Origin of the sequence: Janibacter sp. DB-40 (assembly GCF_029510815.1) — a bacterium.
GTDB lineage: Bacteria > Actinomycetota > Actinomycetes > Actinomycetales > Dermatophilaceae > Janibacter.
On record NZ_CP120360.1, the window covers coordinates 3,186,321 to 3,202,259 of the forward strand.

Genomic DNA, 15,939 nt, shown 5'->3' on the forward strand with positions numbered 1-15,939 from the left:
ATCCGCCTCCTCAGCCGGGCACTCGTGGTGACTCGGCCCGTACCCGCGACGCCGGTGGTTGAAACGGCGCGTCCTGCATGGACCGGGCGGATCCGGGTAGGCCCCTGGGGAGAAACCCGAGGGAGGGCAGACGCATGCCGCGCACCGTCGCACAGAAGTTGATCGCCGACCACCTCGTCGAGGGCTCGATGGAACCGGGGTCGGAGATCGGCCTGACCGTCGACCAGACGCTCACCCAGGACGCAACCGGCACGATGGTGATGCTCGAGCTGGAGGCGATGGACCTCGACCGCGTCCGCACCGAGCTGTCCGTGCAGTACGTCGACCACAACCTGCTGCAGACCGACGAGAAGAACCCCGACGACCACCTGTTCCTGCAGTCCGCCGCGCAGCGATTCGGGCTCTGGTACTCCAAGGCGGGCAACGGCGTCTCGCACCCGGTGCACCAGGCGCACTTCGGTCGCCCCGGCGTGACGCTCATCGGGTCGGACTCCCACACCTGCGCCGCGGGCGCGCTGGGGATGCTCGCGATCGGTGTGGGCGGGCTCGAGGTCGCGATGGCGATGGCCGGGCAGCCGCTCTACGTGTCCATGCCCGAGGTGTGGGGCGTCGAGCTGACCGGTGAGCTGCCGGACTGGGTCTCCGCGAAGGACGTCATCCTGGAGATGCTGCGCCGGCACGGCGTCAAGGGCGGACTGAACCGGATCATCGAGTACCACGGGCCGGGGCTGGACCAGCTCACGGCGATGGACCGGCACGTCATCGCCAACATGGGCGCCGAGCTCGGGGCGACGGCCAGCGTCTTCCCCGCCGACGACGCCGTGCGCGAGTACCTCGAGGCGGTCGGGCGCGGGGACGACTTCACCCGGCTGGTGGCCGACGAGGACGCCACCTACGACCAGACCGAGCACATCGACCTCTCCGCACTGGAGCCGCTGATCGCCAAGCCGTCCTCCCCCGGCAACGTCGTGCCGGTGGCCGAGGTCGAGGACGAGGACGTCACCCAGGTCGTCGTCGGATCCTCCGCGAACCCGGGCCTGCGCGACTTCGCCGTGGTCGCCGAGATCCTCCAGGGGCGGCAGGGCGCCGCCGGGGTGTCCGTCGACATCAACCCGACCTCCCGGGAGGTCCTCGCCGACCTCATCACCGGCGGCTGGCTGACCTCGCTCGTCTCGTCCGGGGCGCGCATCCACCAGTCGGGGTGCATGGGCTGCATCGGCATGGGGCAGGCCCCGGCCAGCGGCCGCAACTCGTTGCGCACGATGCCGCGCAACTTCCCCGGGCGCTCGGGCACGGAGGAGGACGCCGTCTGGCTGTGCTCCCCCGAGACCGCGGCGGCCGCGGCGCTCACCGGCCGGATCACCGACCCGCGCACGCTCGCGGACAGCCACGGCATCTCCTACCCGCGTCCGACGATGCCCGAGCGCTACAGCACGATCGACGACATGCTGCTGGCGCCACTGCCGCAGGAGGAGGCGGAGCAGGTCGAGCTCGTCAAGGGACCGAACATCTCCTCGCTGCCCGAGTTCGCGCCGATCGCGGACCACGTGGAGGTGCCCACGCTGCTCGTCATGGGCGACGACGTCTCCACCGACGAGATCATGCCGGCCGGGTCGCAGGTGCTCCCCTTCCGCAGCAACATCCCCAGGATCGCCGAGTTCTCCTTCGTCCGCGTCGACGAGACCTACCCGGAGCGGGCGAAGGGGGGCGAGGGCCACGTCGTCGTCGCCGGCGAGAACTACGGACAGGGGTCCTCCCGGGAGCACGCGGTGATCGCACCGCGCTACCTCGGGCTGGTGGCCGTGATCGCCAAGTCCTTCGCCCGCATTCACTGGCAGAACCTCGCCAACTTCGGCGTCCTCCCGTTGGAGTTCGACGACCCGTCCGACCACGACGGGATCTCCGTCGACGACGTCGTCGTGCTCGAGGGAGTCCACGAGGCCCTGCGCGCCGGGCGTGGGCTCACCGCGACGATCGGCGACCGGGAGGTCGCCGTGCACCACCGCCTGTCCGACCGACAGGTGGAGATGGTGCTCGCCGGTGGGCGGATCCCGCTCACCGCGCAAGCACTCTGAAGCAACGACACAGCAAGGAGAGAATGTGATGAACGACCTGACCGGCAAGAGGATCGCTGTGCTGCTCGCCAACTCCGGCGTGGAGCAGGCCGAGCTCACCACCCCGTGGCAGGCGCTCGGCGACGCCGGCGCCCAGATGACCCTCATCGCTCCGGAGAAGGGCGAGGTCCAGGCCTTCAACAACGACGTCGAGAAGGGAGACACCTTCCAAGCCGACGTCAGCATCGCCGACGTGAAGGCCGGCGACTACGACGCCCTGGTGCTGCCGGGAGGCACCACCAATGCCGACCGGTTGCGGATGGACTCTGACGCCGTCGCCTTCGTCAAGGCCATCGCCGAGGCCGGCACGCCGATCGCCTCGATCTGCCACGGCCCGTGGGCGCTGGTCGAGGCCGGAGTCGTCGAGGGCCGGACCCTGACCTCCTTCCCCTCGCTGCAGACGGACATCCGCAACGCGGGCGGCACCTGGGTCGACGAGGAGTCGGTCACCTGCACCGCCGGGAACTTCACGCTCGTCACCAGCCGCAACCCCGGCGACCTCGACCCCTTCGTCGACTCCGCGGCGAAGGCCTTCGCCTGACGGTCGACGCCCCCTTCGACCGGGCGGCCCCGCCGCTGTTGACAGCCCGCGCGGGCTGGCGGAACGTGACGGGTACCGGCTGCACCCGCAGCCGGTACCCGTCCTCCGCGTGAGGGCCGCGAGAAAGCAGTCTCCTGATGCCACACCCGCAGACCGAGCCGAGCACCTCCCTTCGCGACCGGATGAAGCCGCGATCCCGCGAGGTCACCGACGGCCTGGAGAAGACCGCGGCGCGCGGGATGCTGCGCGCGGTCGGCATGTCCGACGAGGACTTCGACAAGCCGCAGATCGGGATCGGCTCCAGCTGGAACGAGATCACCCCCTGCAACCTGTCCCTCCAGCGGCTGGCCGCCGCGGCCAAGGACGGGGTGCGCGAGGAGATGGGCGTGCCGATGGAGTTCGGCACGATCTCGGTCTCCGACGGGATCTCGATGGGCCACGTCGGGATGCACTACTCGCTCGTCTCCCGCGAGGTCATCGCCGACTCCGTCGAGACGGTGATGCAGGCCGAGCGCCTCGACGGGTCGGTGCTCCTGGCCGGCTGCGACAAGTCGCTGCCCGGGATGATGATGGCGGCCGCCCGGCTGGGGCTGGCCTCGACCTTCGTCTACGCCGGCACCGCCCTGCCGGGCCTGGCCCACATGCTCGACGGGTCCGACCGGGAGATCACGATCATCGACGCCTTCGAGGCCGTCGGTGCCTGCCAGGCCGGGACGATGGCGCGCGAGGACGTCGAGACGGTCGAGCGTTCCTTCTGCCCGGGTGAGGGCGCGTGCGCCGGGATGTACACGGCGAACACGATGGCGAGCATGGGCGAGGCCCTCGGGCTCTCGCTGCCGGGCAGCGCCTCACCGCCCTCGGCCGACAAGCGCCGCACCGTCATCGCGCGCGAGTCCGGGGCGGCCGCGGTGCGGATGCTCCGCGACGGGATCACCGTCCGCGACATCCTCACGATCGAGGCCTTCGAGAACGCCATCACCGTGCTCATGTCGCTCGGCGGCTCGACGAATGCCGTGCTGCACCTGCTCGCGATCGCCAACGAGGCCGGGGTGCCGTTGACCCTGGACCACTTCGACGAGATCGCCGGGCGCACACCGGTGCTCGCCGACGTCAAGCCCTTCGGGAAGCACGTGATGCGCGATGTCGACCACGTCGGCGGCATCCCCGTCGTCATGCGGGTGCTGCTCGACGCCGGCCTGCTGCACGGCGACGCGATGACGGTCACCGGTCGCACCGTGGCGCAGAACCTCGCGCACCTCGACCCGCCACTGCCCGACGGGTCGGTCCTGCACACGGCCGCCACGCCCTACCGCGCGACCGGCGGGCTGGCCGTGCTCCGCGGCAGCTTCGCCCCGGATGGCGCCATCGCCAAGGCGGCCGGCTTCTCCTACGACACCTTCCGGGGCCCGGCCCGGGTCTTCGAGGGCGAGCGCGACGCGCTGGACGCCCTCGCCGAGGGGACCATCGAGCCCGGGTGCGTCGTCGTCATCCGGCAGGAGGGGCCGCAGGGCGGACCCGGCATGCGCGAGATGCTCGCGATCACCGGCGCGATCAAGGGTGCGGGTCTGGGCGCCTCGACCCTGCTCGTCACGGACGGTCGCTTCTCCGGCGGCACGACCGGCAACTGCATCGCCCACGTCGCCCCCGAGACGATGGACGCCGGCCCGATCGGCCTGGTCCGGGACGGCGACACCATCTCCCTCGACCTGACCGCCAGGCGCCTCGACCTCGAGGTCGACGAGGCCGAGCTCGCCGTCCGCCGCGCCGACTGGGTCAAGCCGCCCATGACGAGCACCGGCATCCTCGCCAAGTACGCCGCCCTCGTAGGCTCCGCCTCGCAGGGGGCGGTCTGCCTGCCGTGACGGTGGTACCCGTGGTCGGCGGGTTCCACAGGTCTCCGACTGAGCAGCGGAAGGGGGCCGCCCCCGTCAGGCGGGGAACCCGGCGGCGGGTGCACCGCCGATGACCGTGCCCCTCGGCGTCCAGGGCGTCCTGCTGCTCGTGCTCGCCACTGCCGTCCTGCACGCGGCGTGGAACGCCATGGCCAAGTCGGTCGGCGACCGGTGGGTCTCGTCGGCGCTCATCGGCACGGCCAACGGGGTCGTCGGGCTGGTGCTCGTGAGCTTCTTCGGTGTGCCCGCGGCCGAGTCGTGGCCCTACCTCGTGGCCTCCGCGCTGCTGCAGGCGGCCTACCTCGTCCTGCTGACCCACACCTATGCCCACGGTGACCTCTCGCGGCTCTACCCCATCGCGCGCGGCACCTCGCCGGTGGTGGTCACGATGATCGCGGTGGGACTCCTCGGGGAGCGCCTGAGCCTGCTCTCGTGGCTCGGTCTGGGGGTGCTCGTGGCCGGCATCGTGCTCCTCGCCGGCGCTCGCGGGCTCCCCCGGGCCGACACCGGCCTGGTCCTCGCCGTGTGCACGGGACTGGTCATCGCCGCCTACAGCCTCAGCGACGGGGTGGGCGTACGGATGGCGGGGAACACCGGGGCGTACATCGGCTGGATGTTCGCTCTGCAGGGCCCGGTCCTGCTGTTGGTGTGCCGATGGCAGGCAGGTCGCTCCTTCTGGGGGCGGATGCGCACACACGCACCGATCGGCCTGCTCGGCGGGTTGCTCGCGGTGATCGCCTACGGCACGACGGTGTGGGCCCAGAGCCGGGCACCCCTGGCTCTGGTCGCCGGACTGCGCGAGACGAGCGTGGTGTGGGCAGCCCTCATCGGTGGGCTCGTCCTGCGTGAGCGGCTGACCGCGATCGAGCGGCTGGCCGTGCTGGTCGTCGCCGCCGGTGCCGTCGCCCTGCAGGTGGGCGCCTGACTCCGTCGACTCCGACGGGCATGTCCCCGCCCAACCCGGGTAGGGCCATGACCTGCATCACAACGAGAGGAGTCGACGATGAAGGCCGTGGTCTACCAGGGGCCGTACGACGTGGCGGTCCAGGACGTGGAGGACGCACGCATCGAGGACCCGACCGACGCACTGGTGCGGATCACCACCACCGCCATCTGCGGGTCCGACCTGCACATGTACGAGGGCCGGACCGACGCCGAGCCGGGCATCACCTTCGGCCACGAGAACATGGGGATCGTCGAGGAGGTCGGCCCGGGCGTCGTCTCGGTCCGCAAGGGCGACCGTGTGGTGATGCCGTTCAATGTCGCCTGCGGGTTCTGCGACAACTGCCGGGCCGGCAAGAGCGCCTTCTGCCTGACCGTGAACCCTCCCGGTGCGGGAGGCGCCTACGGCTACGTGGGCATGGGGCCCTACCCGGGCGGCCAGGCCGAGTACCTGCGGGTCCCCTTCGCCGACTACAACTGCGTCCCCCTACCCGAGGGCTCCGAACACGAGCAGGACTTCGCCCTGCTCGCCGACATCTTCCCCACCGGGTACCACGCCACCGAGCTGGCCGGCGTGCGTCCGGGGGACACGGTCGCCGTCTACGGCGCCGGGCCCGTCGGGCTGATGGCGACGTACTCGGCCCTGCTGCGGGGCGCCAGCCGGGTCTTCACCGTTGACAAGCTGGCGGACCGCCTCGATCTGGCGGCCCGGATCGGCGCGCAGCCGATCGACTTCACCAAGGGCGACCCGGCGCAGCAGATCGCCGATGAGCTGCACGCCCCGGGTGTCGACCGGGGCATCGACGCGGTCGGGTACCAGGCCACGGCCGAAGGGGGCGAGGAGCAGCCCGCGATCGTGCTCAACCAGCTGGTCGAGACGGTCCGCTCGACCGGGTCGATCGGGGTCGTGGGGCTGTACCTGCCCTCCGACCCGGGCGCACCCAACGAGCACGCCGCGAAGGGGGAGCTGCTGTTCAAGGTCGGGCGCTACTTCGAGAAGGGCCAGACCATGGGCACCGGTCAGGCCGACGCCAAGCAGTACGCACACTTCCTCCGTGACCTGATCGTCGCCGGTCGGGCCGAGCCGAGCTTCGTCGTGTCCCACGAGCTGCCCCTCACGGATGCGCCGGACGCCTACGAGAAGTTCGACAACCGCGAAGAGGGGTACTCCAAGGTGCTGCTGCAGCCCGGCCGGAAGTGACGGCCTCGCCGCCGTTCCGGCGCACCGACACCTCGTGGGGAGGTTGGTGAACACTCCCCGCGGGCGTACTGACCAACTCCTTGCCGACTGTTCCTCCGGATGAGGGTCGCGACGTCGCAGACGTCCATCCGCGGGTCAGGGCCGGTTCACACACCTTCGTGACCGTGGGTCGCGGCCGCAGACCGCGGCCCGTGCCCACACACGAAGGACATCACCATGCCCCTGTTCAGGACACGTGCCCTCGCACCTGTCACCACCGGAACCCTCGCTCTCTGCCTCACTGCCACCTTGGCGGCACCCACTGCGACAGCCGCGCCCTCGCTCCCTTCGCAGGAGGGCGGGAGCAGCTGGGCCGAGACGGCCTACCGCGGTGAGGTCGAGGTCGTCGACGGCACCGACGAGGACCAGAACGTCCTCGACGGTGTCGTCTTCGACGACCGCAACCGCAACTCCAGCCAGGACCGCGGTGAGCGCGGCATCCCGGGAGTGCAGGTCTCCAACGGCCGGCAGGTCGTCACGACCGACGCCAAGGGCGGTTACGAGCTGCCCGTCGACGACAACACCAACGTCTTCGTCACCCAGCCCGCCGGCTACGAGGTCCCCGTCGACGAGCACAACATCGCGCAGTTCTCCTACGCCCACCTGCCCGAGGGCTCCCCGGAGCTGAGGTACGGCGGCATCGAGCCCACCGGACCGACCCCCGACGCGGTGAACTTCCCCCTCGCCCGCTCCACCGCCACCAAGAAGTCGCAGCAGAACTGCATCATGGGCGGCGACATCCAGACCTACAACCAGACCGAGGTCGAGTACGCCCGCGCGGGAGCCTTCACCGACCTCGCTCAGCGCACCGACTACGCGAGCTGCGGCGCCCTCTTCCTCGGGGACATCGTCGGTGACGACCTGTCGCTGTACCCGCGGACCCGTGAGCTGACGAGCATGATCAACGGCCCCGCCCGCCTCCTGCCCGGCAACCACGACCTCGACTACGACGCCGCGGACAGCGAGCACCGCTTCGACACCTACCGCTCGCAGTTCGGCCCGGACTACTACTCCTACGATGTCGGCGACCTGCACATCGTGGCGCTGGACTCGGTGCAGTACCGCGCCGGGGAGCGCTACTCCGGCGGGCTCGGCGAGGAGCAGCTGGAGTGGCTGCGCCAGGACGTCGCGCAGGTCCCGAAGGACAAGACCGTCGTCCTCGCCGCGCACATCCCGCTGCTGAACTTCAACGACCAGACCCTCACCCAGCACCAGGTCGCGGAGATCAACCAGATCCACGAGATCGTCTCCGGCCACGAGGCGGTCGCCTTCGGTGGCCACAGCCACACGACGGAGTTCATGCGGGAGGGTGACTCCACGCAGGGGTGGGCCGAGGTGATGGGTGTCGAGGAGCTGCCCTTCGACCACATCACCGCCGGCGCGATCTCCGGTGACTGGTACTCCGGGCGGATCACCGACCAGGGCATCCCGACCGCGCTCCAGCGCGACGGCGCCCGCCCCGGGGTGCTGACGCTCGAGTCACGTCCGGAGGCGCTCACCGACCGCTTCACCGTCACCGGTGAGGACGACTCGGTCCAGATGGCCGTCGGGGTGAACTCGCCGCGCTACCGCGAGTGGTTCGAGGCCAACCGGGACAACGGCGGCAGCGCCCCGGCCTTCGAGGACCCCACGGTGGTCTCCGCTGCGGACCTCGCCGAGACCACCTACCTCACCGCCAACGTCTTCGCCGGCTCGACCGGGACCGAGGTCACCGTCGCGATCGACGGCGGGGAGGCGAAGGGGGCGCAGCGCACCCAGTCGATGACCGGCGAGGCCCGGAAGATCGGCGCCCTGTGGTCCGACCCGGTCGCCGTCCAGGAGCAGCTGGTCCACGGCGGCAGCGTCGCCGAGAGCAGCATGCACATCTGGCGATCGGCGCTCCCGGCCGACCTCGCCGCCGGTGAGCACACCGCGACGGTGACGAGCACCGACCGCGACGGGACGGTCAGCACGGAGACGATCGAGTTCACCGTCACCGACTGATCCGCCATCGCGCCCAGCGGTGTTGTGCGCGCCCGTGTCCCGGTGTCGGGACACGGGCGTCGCCTCAGCCGTCGGGTATCGCGCCTCGCGATACGTAGGCTGCGGCCGTGGACACCGGTACCCGCCGCTGGCTCGTCGCCCTGGCCGTCGGTGCGGGCGTGGGGATCGTCGCGTGGCTGAGCAACCTCACGACCGAGGCGCAGATGGCCGGTGGGGACCGGGTGTGGTGGGGGGTACGGACCTTCGTCAGCCGGGTCGTCAACAGCGGCACGGTCTGGGCGGGCCTGCCCGTCCTCGCCGGGTGGATCGTGCGACGCCCGACCCACGCGGTCCTCGCCGGCGTGGTCGTCAGCGAGGTCGCGCTCGTAGTCCACTACGCCGTCGGGTCACTCACCGGCACGATGCCGTGGGCGAGCTGGGCCGACAACTGGTACTGGTTCGTCGCGGCGGTCCTGCTCTGCGCGCCGCTCGGGCTCGTGGGCGCCGCGGCCCACCGGCGTGACCTGTGGGGACTCGCCTGCCGCCTCGTCGTGCCGGTCGGGGCCATCACCGAGTCGCTGACCTCGCACCTGCTCCGCCCCGGCTTCTCCGTCGATCTCGCGGACCGGGTCGCCTCGGTGGCCGCCGGGAGCGTCCTCCTGGTCGGCGGGGTCGTCGGTGCCCTGCTCGTGCTGTGCTCCTGGTGGCGCAGCGGACGGAGCGATCACCGTGCCGCCACCCGCGCCGGCAGCCCGGGGTAGCCTCCCTCGCGATCGGCCGCCGCGTCGCTCGCCGCCCGAGCGGCGCGGGCCAGCGGAGCATGGGGGGCAGCGAAGGCGTCCGCGCGGGGCAGCGAAGGCGTCCGCGTTGGCTGCGCAGACGCCACCGGGGTGGTGACCGGCTCGCCACGAGCGCTCACGCGCTCACCCGGGGCGCCTCCCCCTTCGCTGTCTCGGGCTGCGCCGGCATTGCGTATGGTCGTGGCATGTCCGATCAGACCCGCCGCATCCTCGCCATCATCCTCGCCCTGGCGATGGTCGGCAGCCTCGCCGCGGGGATGATCTCCAGCTTCGCCGGAGCGGCTGCGAGCAGCGCGCCACATGGGACCAACCCCGGCTCCGTCCACGACGAGGCCCTAGCTGAGATGGACTTCGGCCCGACGCGGGGCGCAGCTGGTCGGACCGTCGTGGCAGACGTCGACGCCCCGCTCGTGCTCATCGCCGCGTAGGCGCCCCAGCGGGGACCATCCGCTGACCGTGGGGTGAATCATCTCGGGGCTGGGTTGAGCGCCTGCGGGCCCGGACCCGTAGTCGTGGAGCTGCTCGCCGTGGGCCGGCAGCACCCCGGCGCCCTTGGAGGGGCGGGAGCACCTCGGAGCCTGGGATCGGGGCGCCCGTGGGCATGCCTTCGAGCCCTTCCTTGGGGAAGGGCTGTGGGGCGGGGTCGCTACAGGTGCCAGGTCACGCCGGTGGGGGTGATGCTCGCTCGCAGGTCTCGGGTGTGGACCCTGGTGTGGTGGCGCTCGCACAGCAGGGCGGCGTTGCCGATGTCGCTGGCCCCGCCGCGGGACCACCAGGCCACGTGGTGCGCGTCGCACCACTGCGGGGGCATGGTGCACCCGGGATACGTGCAGCCGCCGTCACGTAGCCACAGGGCGCGTTTCTGCCCGGGGGTGAACCAGCGCGCCGAGCGGCCCAGGTCCAGGATCTCGCTGTCGCCGCCGAGCACGACCGGGACGATCCCCGCGTCGCAGGCCAGCTTGCGCACCACCGACGGGGCCAGCACCTGCCCGGTCGCGGTCACCCCCGCGCCGTGGGTGCCCTGGTGCAGGTCGTCCAGGCCGATGGTGACCACCACCTGCGCCTTCTCGCACTTCGGCTCCGCGCCCGGGGAGGCGACCCCACGGCGGATGATCTCCACCAGCGCGTCCGCCCGCCGCTGGGTCGCGGGCCGCTCATCCGCCTCACCGTCGGGGCCCTTGACCGGCCCCGACAGCGCGGCCAGGGCCGCGTCGACGACCGCGGCGCCCTCGGGATCGAGCACCACCCGGTACAGCGACATGCCGGCCGGGCCCTGGCTCTTGGTCAACGAGCGGCCGCGCTTGGCGCGACGGTCATCGTCCTCGCTCTCCTTCTCCGGCTTCAGCAACCGACCCGTGCGGGTGATCGCCACCGCCAGCTCCTTCTCGCCCAGCCCCCGCACCCGCTCCCGACGCCGCCCCTCCGGACCGGTGGCGACCACATCGTCCTTCGCGGCCGCGACCAGGGCGCCCAGGTCCTCCTCAAGCATCTCCTCGTCCGCGACCGGAGCGACCTGCGCGTGGAACCGCGCGAGCTGGTCGGCCTTGCCCAACGGCAGGTCACCCTCCTCGAACGCCTCCCGCATCGCGCCCACGGCCTCGCTGGCGCGGGTGGCGTAGCGCCCCGCCAACGCGGTCCCGGCCCTGGCCACCCGCACCACCGACGCGGTGTGCCGCACACTCGGGTCCGGTGCGCGCTGCCCCTCCGACCGGGTGACCCAGTCCGCCGGCGACCACGACGACTCACCCGGCAACCCCCGCTGCAGGCCTTCACGGACCAGGTCCACCTCGGCGATCTCCAGCAGGGCACGTGCCTGCCCGACCACCGCCAACGCATCCGCGACCTCCGCGTCCCCCAGACGCCACAACTCCCCACCACCACCAGCACCCTGCAGCAACGAGCGCAACGCGTCACGCAGGCCGGGAGCAGTCCCGTAACCCTCGTCCCACCGCGCTGTCATCGCCATGAAGACACCCTGCCAGCGACCACCGACAACCCAGCCCGGGCATGGTTTCGAGGCTCGCTCGCTACGCGAACTCACACCTCAACCACCACTGTCGGGACTCGCTATGCACACCTCAACCCACCGGGACACGGGGCCCGCTCGCGGCCCGAGCTCACACCTCAACCACCGGGCGTGGAGCTCACTCCTCCTCACGAAGGTTCGCCGCACCGGTGCGGGCGGCGGACGGCTCAGGCTCCTCGGTCAGGGGCGCACCGGGCAGGAGCGTTCGCGACGGACGCGCACGACGAGCGCCCACGCCAGCAGTGCGATGGCCAGGGCAGCGAGAAAGGGCTGCGCCGGCGCGAAGTAGGTCAGGGCGCCCGAGTAGCCGAGCGCGATGAGGACCAGCTTGTTGCACACCGGGCACCCGACGGCGAAGAAGGTCGTGAAGGCGCCGACCATCCCCAGTCGCGAACCCCGCTCACCCCCTTCGTCGGTGTCCCGGCGCGCGACGTACGTCGCGGCGACCAGTCCGGCCAGGATCGAGGTGACCACGAGGACCGGCCAGGCCCACACCGTCGTCGGGACGTCCCGGCTGAAGACGGGCGTGGGGATCATGGCGGTCGGGATCGCCGTCCCCACCACGGTGAGCGCGGCGATGCCGGCAGCGGACCCCCAGCGGCGGGCCGGCCACGCGCGCATCTCGTCGAGGACGGAGGGCTCCGCCCTCGGAGGGGAGACCGTGTCCACCATCAGACCTTCTCCTCGCTGAGTTCACGCGTCGCGGACGAGGGACGGCGCCGAGCCAGACCCCGCCAGCCGAGGACGCCGGCGAGCACGAGCGCCGCGACGACGACGAACCAGACATCCGAGGCGCCCTGGCTCCAGGTGGCCAGCGTCGACTCGGCCGTGTACTGCGTGCCGATGGTGAAGACACCGGAGAGGGACGCGGTGCCGTCGGTGAGGATCAGGAGCGCGCCGATGGCGACGGACAGCAGCCCGGAGACCACCATCGTCCACGTGTTGCGCCACGGACCGATCGTGACCTCCCTGGGTGCGATGAGGGCGCGACCGCGGGTGCCCAGACGCTTCCACACAGCCGCCAGCACGAAGAGCGGCACGGTCATGCCCAGCGCGTAGAGGGCCAGCACCGAGCCGCCGTACACCGCGCTCCCGCCGAGCGCCGCCACCATGAGGACCGACCCCAGGATCGGGCCGGCGCAGACCCCGGCGACCGCGTAGACGGCGCCGAGCGCGAAGACCGAGGCAGTCGACGTCGCATCAGCGCTCGTGCCCTGCGTCCGGGACAGCCCCGGGACGGGAAGTCCGGACAGCTGCCAGAGGCCGAGGACGATGACCACGCCGGCAGCCACGGCGACCAGGGTCGAGCGGTGGGTGGTCAGCAGGGAGCCGAGGGTCCCGGAGAAGACCCCGAGAGGTACGAGCGTGCCGCTCAGCCCGAGGTAGAAGACGGCCGTACGGCCGATGAGCGCACTGGGCGAGGTGAACGCGTAGGCGAAGAACGCCGGCAGCAGCATCACCGAGCACGGGCTCAGGAGGGTGAGGATCCCTCCGAGGAAGGCGCCCGTGTAGCCGATGTCCATCAGTTCTGCTCCACGGCCGCCAGCTCCTCGTCGAGGAGCTGGCGGAAGGAGTCGACCGGCTGGGCCCCGGCAATGAGCTGGTCGCCGAGGACGAAGGCCGGGGTGCCCGTCGCGCCCACCTGGCGCGCCTCCTGGGTGTCCGCCTCGACCTTCGCGCGCAGGTCCGGGTCGTCCAGGTCCTTCTCGAACTGGTCCATGTCCGGCACGCCGACTTCCTCGGCCCACGCCATGACCTTGTCGCGGTTGATCTTCAGGTGGCCGCGCTCGGGCGCATCGGCGTACATCGCCTCGTTGTACTTCCAGTAGAGCCCCTGCTCACCGGCAGCGCGAGCGGCCATGGCACCCTCGACCGACTCCTCACCGAAGACCGGGAAGTCGCGCCACTCGTAGCGGACCTTGCCGGTGTCGATGTACTCCTCCTTCAGCTTCGGCAGGGTGTCCCGCGCGAAGGCCCCGCAGAACGGGCACCGGTAGTCCGAGTACTCGATGAGCACGAGATCGGCATCCTTGTCACCCATTGCGGTCACGTCGTCGGCGTCGCGACGGGCCAGGCCCACCTCCTTCTCGACCTCGCGCGGGTCAGCGCCCTCCCCCGCCGAGTCCGTCCCGGAGGTAGCGGAGGTCCCTGCGTCCGCCGCGCCCGACCCGCCGTCGCCCCGGTCGGAGAAGTACACACCGGCAGCCAGGACGATGACGATCGCCGCGACGACGACTACGGTGAGGGTTCGTCGATTCATCGAGGTCATGACCACGATGCTACGCAATGTATATACATTTGACGAGGTGGGTGTGCGAACGCTTCCGCGATGGCGGCAGATCAGTGACGACCTGCTGCACAGGGTGCAGGAGGGAGAGTTCGCCGACGGCTTCCCCGGGGAGTTGGCGTTGGCCACCGAATACGAGGCCAGCCGCGGCACCATCCGGCGGGCGCTGGGGCCGCTCCGTGATCAGGGCGTCGTCGGGCACGCCCGGGGCCGGCAGTCCTATGTCATCAATGCCAATCGCGCCACGGGGATCGGCCCGATGTACAGCCTGCGCGACGCGATCACCGCCCACGGGAGCAAGGAGCGCTCCGAGGTCCTGACCCAGGAGCTGACCACCAGCGCGACGGTCGCCGGCGCCCTCGGGCTCGACCCGCAGACCCCCTTCGTGCACGTGACGCGGGTGCGGTACGGCGACGACACCCCCTTCGCCCTGGACCGGCTGTGGATCATCGCCTCCCTCGCTGCGCCCCTGCTGGAGGCCGACCTGTCTGAGACCTCCGTCTACGCACAGCTGCGGTCCCGCTGCGGCGTGGAGTTCGACGCCGGTGTCGAGTACACCCGCTCGGTCGCAGCGACCCCCGAGGTCGCCGCACGTCTGGGCGTGGCCGAGGGCAGCCCCCTCCTGACGATCCGACGCAAGTCCTGCCTGGCCGGTCAGGCCGCCGAGCTGCGCGACACCTGTGCGGTCGGCGAGCGCGTCACCCTGACGCACGTCTTCGGCGACGCCTCCGCCGTCCTCAACTGCGGCGGGGGCGACGGGCGGCCCGTCGAGATCCCCTGGGATTGACCGAGACGAAGGGGGAATCCGGCCGGGAATAGAACCGCCGGCGCGGCGTTGGACCGAGTAGTTGTACTTTCAACTTTTACCCCGGTCCGACCCCGCACATGAAGGAGAAGCCGATGGTGGTCTACAACGAGATCGTCGCGCTCACGGCAGGCACGGGCCTGCTGGGCTTTGCCTGGTTCCTCAGGCAGTTGATCCGCAACGAACCGATCGAGAGCGAGGGTTGGGCGGCCTTCTTCGGCCTCACCGGCCTGCTGCTCTTCGTCACCGGTGTGCACACCACCGTGACCTGGCCCTTCGGTGCGGACGGCTTCGAGTACGCGAACATCGCCTTCGGTCAGCCCGCCGCAGCCTTCGGCGCCCTGCTCCTCTTCGCCGCGATCTACCTGTGGCGACACCGCGAGATCCTCACCGGCGACGTGGTTGACGTGCCCGCGAACAATGCCAGGATGCTGCGCGCGCTCAAGCCGGTGAGCCTCTTCGTCGGCGCACTCGGTCTCGGCATGGCGGTCCTCGCGTTCACCTTCGTCCGCTTCCAGCTGGGCGCGGCGCCGCCGGAGGAGCCGATCAGCGGTCGCTTCGGCCACCTACCCATCCTCGAGGCACTCTTCCTCGGTGGCCTCTGGGGCATCGTCGCGGTCGGCGCGATCCTCTTCGTCGTGGCGCTGCTCACCAACCGTCCGCAGTTGCTGCGCTGGGCGATCTGGGCGTGGCTCATCGGCGGCGTGGTGTTCCTGCTCTTCGGCGCGATGAACTTCTACACGCACATCGGCATGTACTACAACATCGAGCACGGCACGATGCACAAGTGGTGACGCACACCTGACGATGACGGCCCCGGAGGATGTCCTTCGGGGCCGTCACTCTCGACAGTTGCCCGACTGCGTCAGCCGATCTCCTGCGCCAGGCCGACGAGGATCCCGTCCGGGCCCCGCACGTAGCACAACTGGTACGCGTCCTCGTACTGCGCCACCTCGTCGACCACCTCACCGCCGTGCGACCGCAGCCGCTCGACCGTGTCGCGGATGTCGTCGACCGCGAACATCACGCGGTGCATGCCGATCGTGTTGTGCGGTGGCCGTGACGGCTGGGAGGGCACCGCCGCCGGTGTGAGGTACTTGGCCAGCTCCAGACGGGAGTGACCGTCCGGCGTCCTCATCATGGCGATGGCACACCGGACGCCGTCCAGTCCGACGGTCCGATCGGCCCACGCACCGGCGATCTCGGCCCGTCCCTCCACCTGCATACCGAGCTCGGCGAAGAACTCGACGGCGGCATCGAGGTCCTCGACGACGATGCCCACGTTGTCCATGCGTCGGATCGTCATGGGCGCCTCCCGTGGCCTGCCATC

The 15,939-nt window shown here is 71.0% G+C and carries 15 protein-coding genes; 10 read left to right on the plus strand and 5 right to left on the minus strand.

What is annotated here, in order from left to right:
* The first annotated feature begins 134 nt into the window (after nt 1–134).
* The 8 genes from PVE36_RS15340 to PVE36_RS15375 all read left to right on the plus strand — a co-directional run bounded on the left by PVE36_RS15340 (nt 135) and on the right by PVE36_RS15375 (nt 9,919).
* The gene (locus tag PVE36_RS15340) at nt 135–2,075 is read left to right on the plus strand and encodes an aconitate hydratase (RefSeq protein WP_277453544.1); all 1,941 of its coding nucleotides are present in this window, start codon (nt 135–137) and stop codon (nt 2,073–2,075) included.
* A gap of 28 nt (nt 2,076–2,103) precedes the next feature.
* The gene (locus PVE36_RS15345; protein ID WP_277453545.1) at nt 2,104–2,655 is read left to right on the plus strand and encodes a type 1 glutamine amidotransferase domain-containing protein; all 552 of its coding nucleotides are present in this window, start codon (nt 2,104–2,106) and stop codon (nt 2,653–2,655) included.
* Between the two features lie 137 nt (nt 2,656–2,792).
* The gene (gene ilvD / locus PVE36_RS15350; RefSeq protein ID WP_277453546.1) at nt 2,793–4,517 is read left to right on the plus strand and encodes a dihydroxy-acid dehydratase; all 1,725 of its coding nucleotides are present in this window, start codon (nt 2,793–2,795) and stop codon (nt 4,515–4,517) included.
* 100 nt (nt 4,518–4,617) lie between these two features.
* Entirely contained in the window at nt 4,618–5,472 is an 855-nt protein-coding gene (locus PVE36_RS15355) for a DMT family transporter (RefSeq protein WP_277453547.1), read from the plus strand.
* Nucleotides 5,473–5,550: 78 nt separating this feature from the next.
* Complete coding sequence (locus tag PVE36_RS15360; RefSeq protein WP_277453548.1) at nt 5,551–6,690, plus strand: glutathione-independent formaldehyde dehydrogenase; 1,140 nt, start codon at nt 5,551–5,553, stop codon at nt 6,688–6,690.
* A gap of 288 nt (nt 6,691–6,978) precedes the next feature.
* Nucleotides 6,979–8,712 (plus strand): calcineurin-like phosphoesterase family protein, encoded by a 1,734-nt coding sequence (locus PVE36_RS15365; protein ID WP_277453550.1) that lies wholly within the window; start codon nt 6,979–6,981, stop codon nt 8,710–8,712.
* A 107-nt stretch (nt 8,713–8,819) separates the two neighbouring features.
* Complete coding sequence (locus PVE36_RS15370; protein ID WP_277453552.1) at nt 8,820–9,452, plus strand: hypothetical protein; 633 nt, start codon at nt 8,820–8,822, stop codon at nt 9,450–9,452.
* A 224-nt stretch (nt 9,453–9,676) separates the two neighbouring features.
* Entirely contained in the window at nt 9,677–9,919 is a 243-nt protein-coding gene (locus tag PVE36_RS15375; protein WP_277453553.1) for a hypothetical protein, read from the plus strand.
* Between the two features lie 218 nt (nt 9,920–10,137).
* Here the strand turns inward: PVE36_RS15375 and PVE36_RS15380 are convergent, their stop codons facing one another.
* The 4 genes from PVE36_RS15380 to PVE36_RS15395 all read right to left on the minus strand — a co-directional run bounded on the left by PVE36_RS15380 (nt 10,138) and on the right by PVE36_RS15395 (nt 13,786).
* Entirely contained in the window at nt 10,138–11,457 is a 1,320-nt protein-coding gene (locus PVE36_RS15380; protein ID WP_277453554.1) for an HNH endonuclease signature motif containing protein, read from the minus strand.
* Nucleotides 11,458–11,697: 240 nt separating this feature from the next.
* Nucleotides 11,698–12,189, minus strand: coding sequence for a hypothetical protein (locus PVE36_RS15385; RefSeq protein WP_277453556.1), 492 nt, complete (start codon nt 12,187–12,189; stop codon nt 11,698–11,700).
* A complete protein-coding gene (locus tag PVE36_RS15390; protein ID WP_277453558.1) occupies nt 12,189–13,040 on the minus strand; it encodes a cytochrome c biogenesis CcdA family protein in 852 nt (283 codons plus the stop codon). Before PVE36_RS15390 ends, PVE36_RS15385 begins: the two co-directional genes overlap by 1 nt.
* Nucleotides 13,040–13,786 (minus strand): thioredoxin domain-containing protein, encoded by a 747-nt coding sequence (locus PVE36_RS15395; protein ID WP_277453559.1) that lies wholly within the window; start codon nt 13,784–13,786, stop codon nt 13,040–13,042. Before PVE36_RS15395 ends, PVE36_RS15390 begins: the two co-directional genes overlap by 1 nt.
* On the opposite strand from PVE36_RS15395, the gene PVE36_RS15400 reads away from it, so the two are divergent.
* Both PVE36_RS15400 and PVE36_RS15405 read left to right on the plus strand, forming a co-directional pair.
* On the plus strand, nt 13,785–14,591 hold the full coding sequence (locus PVE36_RS15400; protein WP_277453560.1) for a GntR family transcriptional regulator: 807 nt from the start codon (nt 13,785–13,787) through the stop codon (nt 14,589–14,591). The genes PVE36_RS15395 and PVE36_RS15400 overlap by 2 nt on opposite strands.
* A gap of 113 nt (nt 14,592–14,704) precedes the next feature.
* The gene (locus tag PVE36_RS15405) at nt 14,705–15,403 is read left to right on the plus strand and encodes a DUF981 domain-containing protein (RefSeq protein WP_277453561.1); all 699 of its coding nucleotides are present in this window, start codon (nt 14,705–14,707) and stop codon (nt 15,401–15,403) included.
* 71 nt (nt 15,404–15,474) lie between these two features.
* Here the strand turns inward: PVE36_RS15405 and PVE36_RS15410 are convergent, their stop codons facing one another.
* A complete protein-coding gene (locus tag PVE36_RS15410) occupies nt 15,475–15,915 on the minus strand; it encodes a VOC family protein (protein ID WP_277453562.1) in 441 nt (146 codons plus the stop codon).
* Nucleotides 15,916–15,939: the final 24 nt, after the last annotated feature.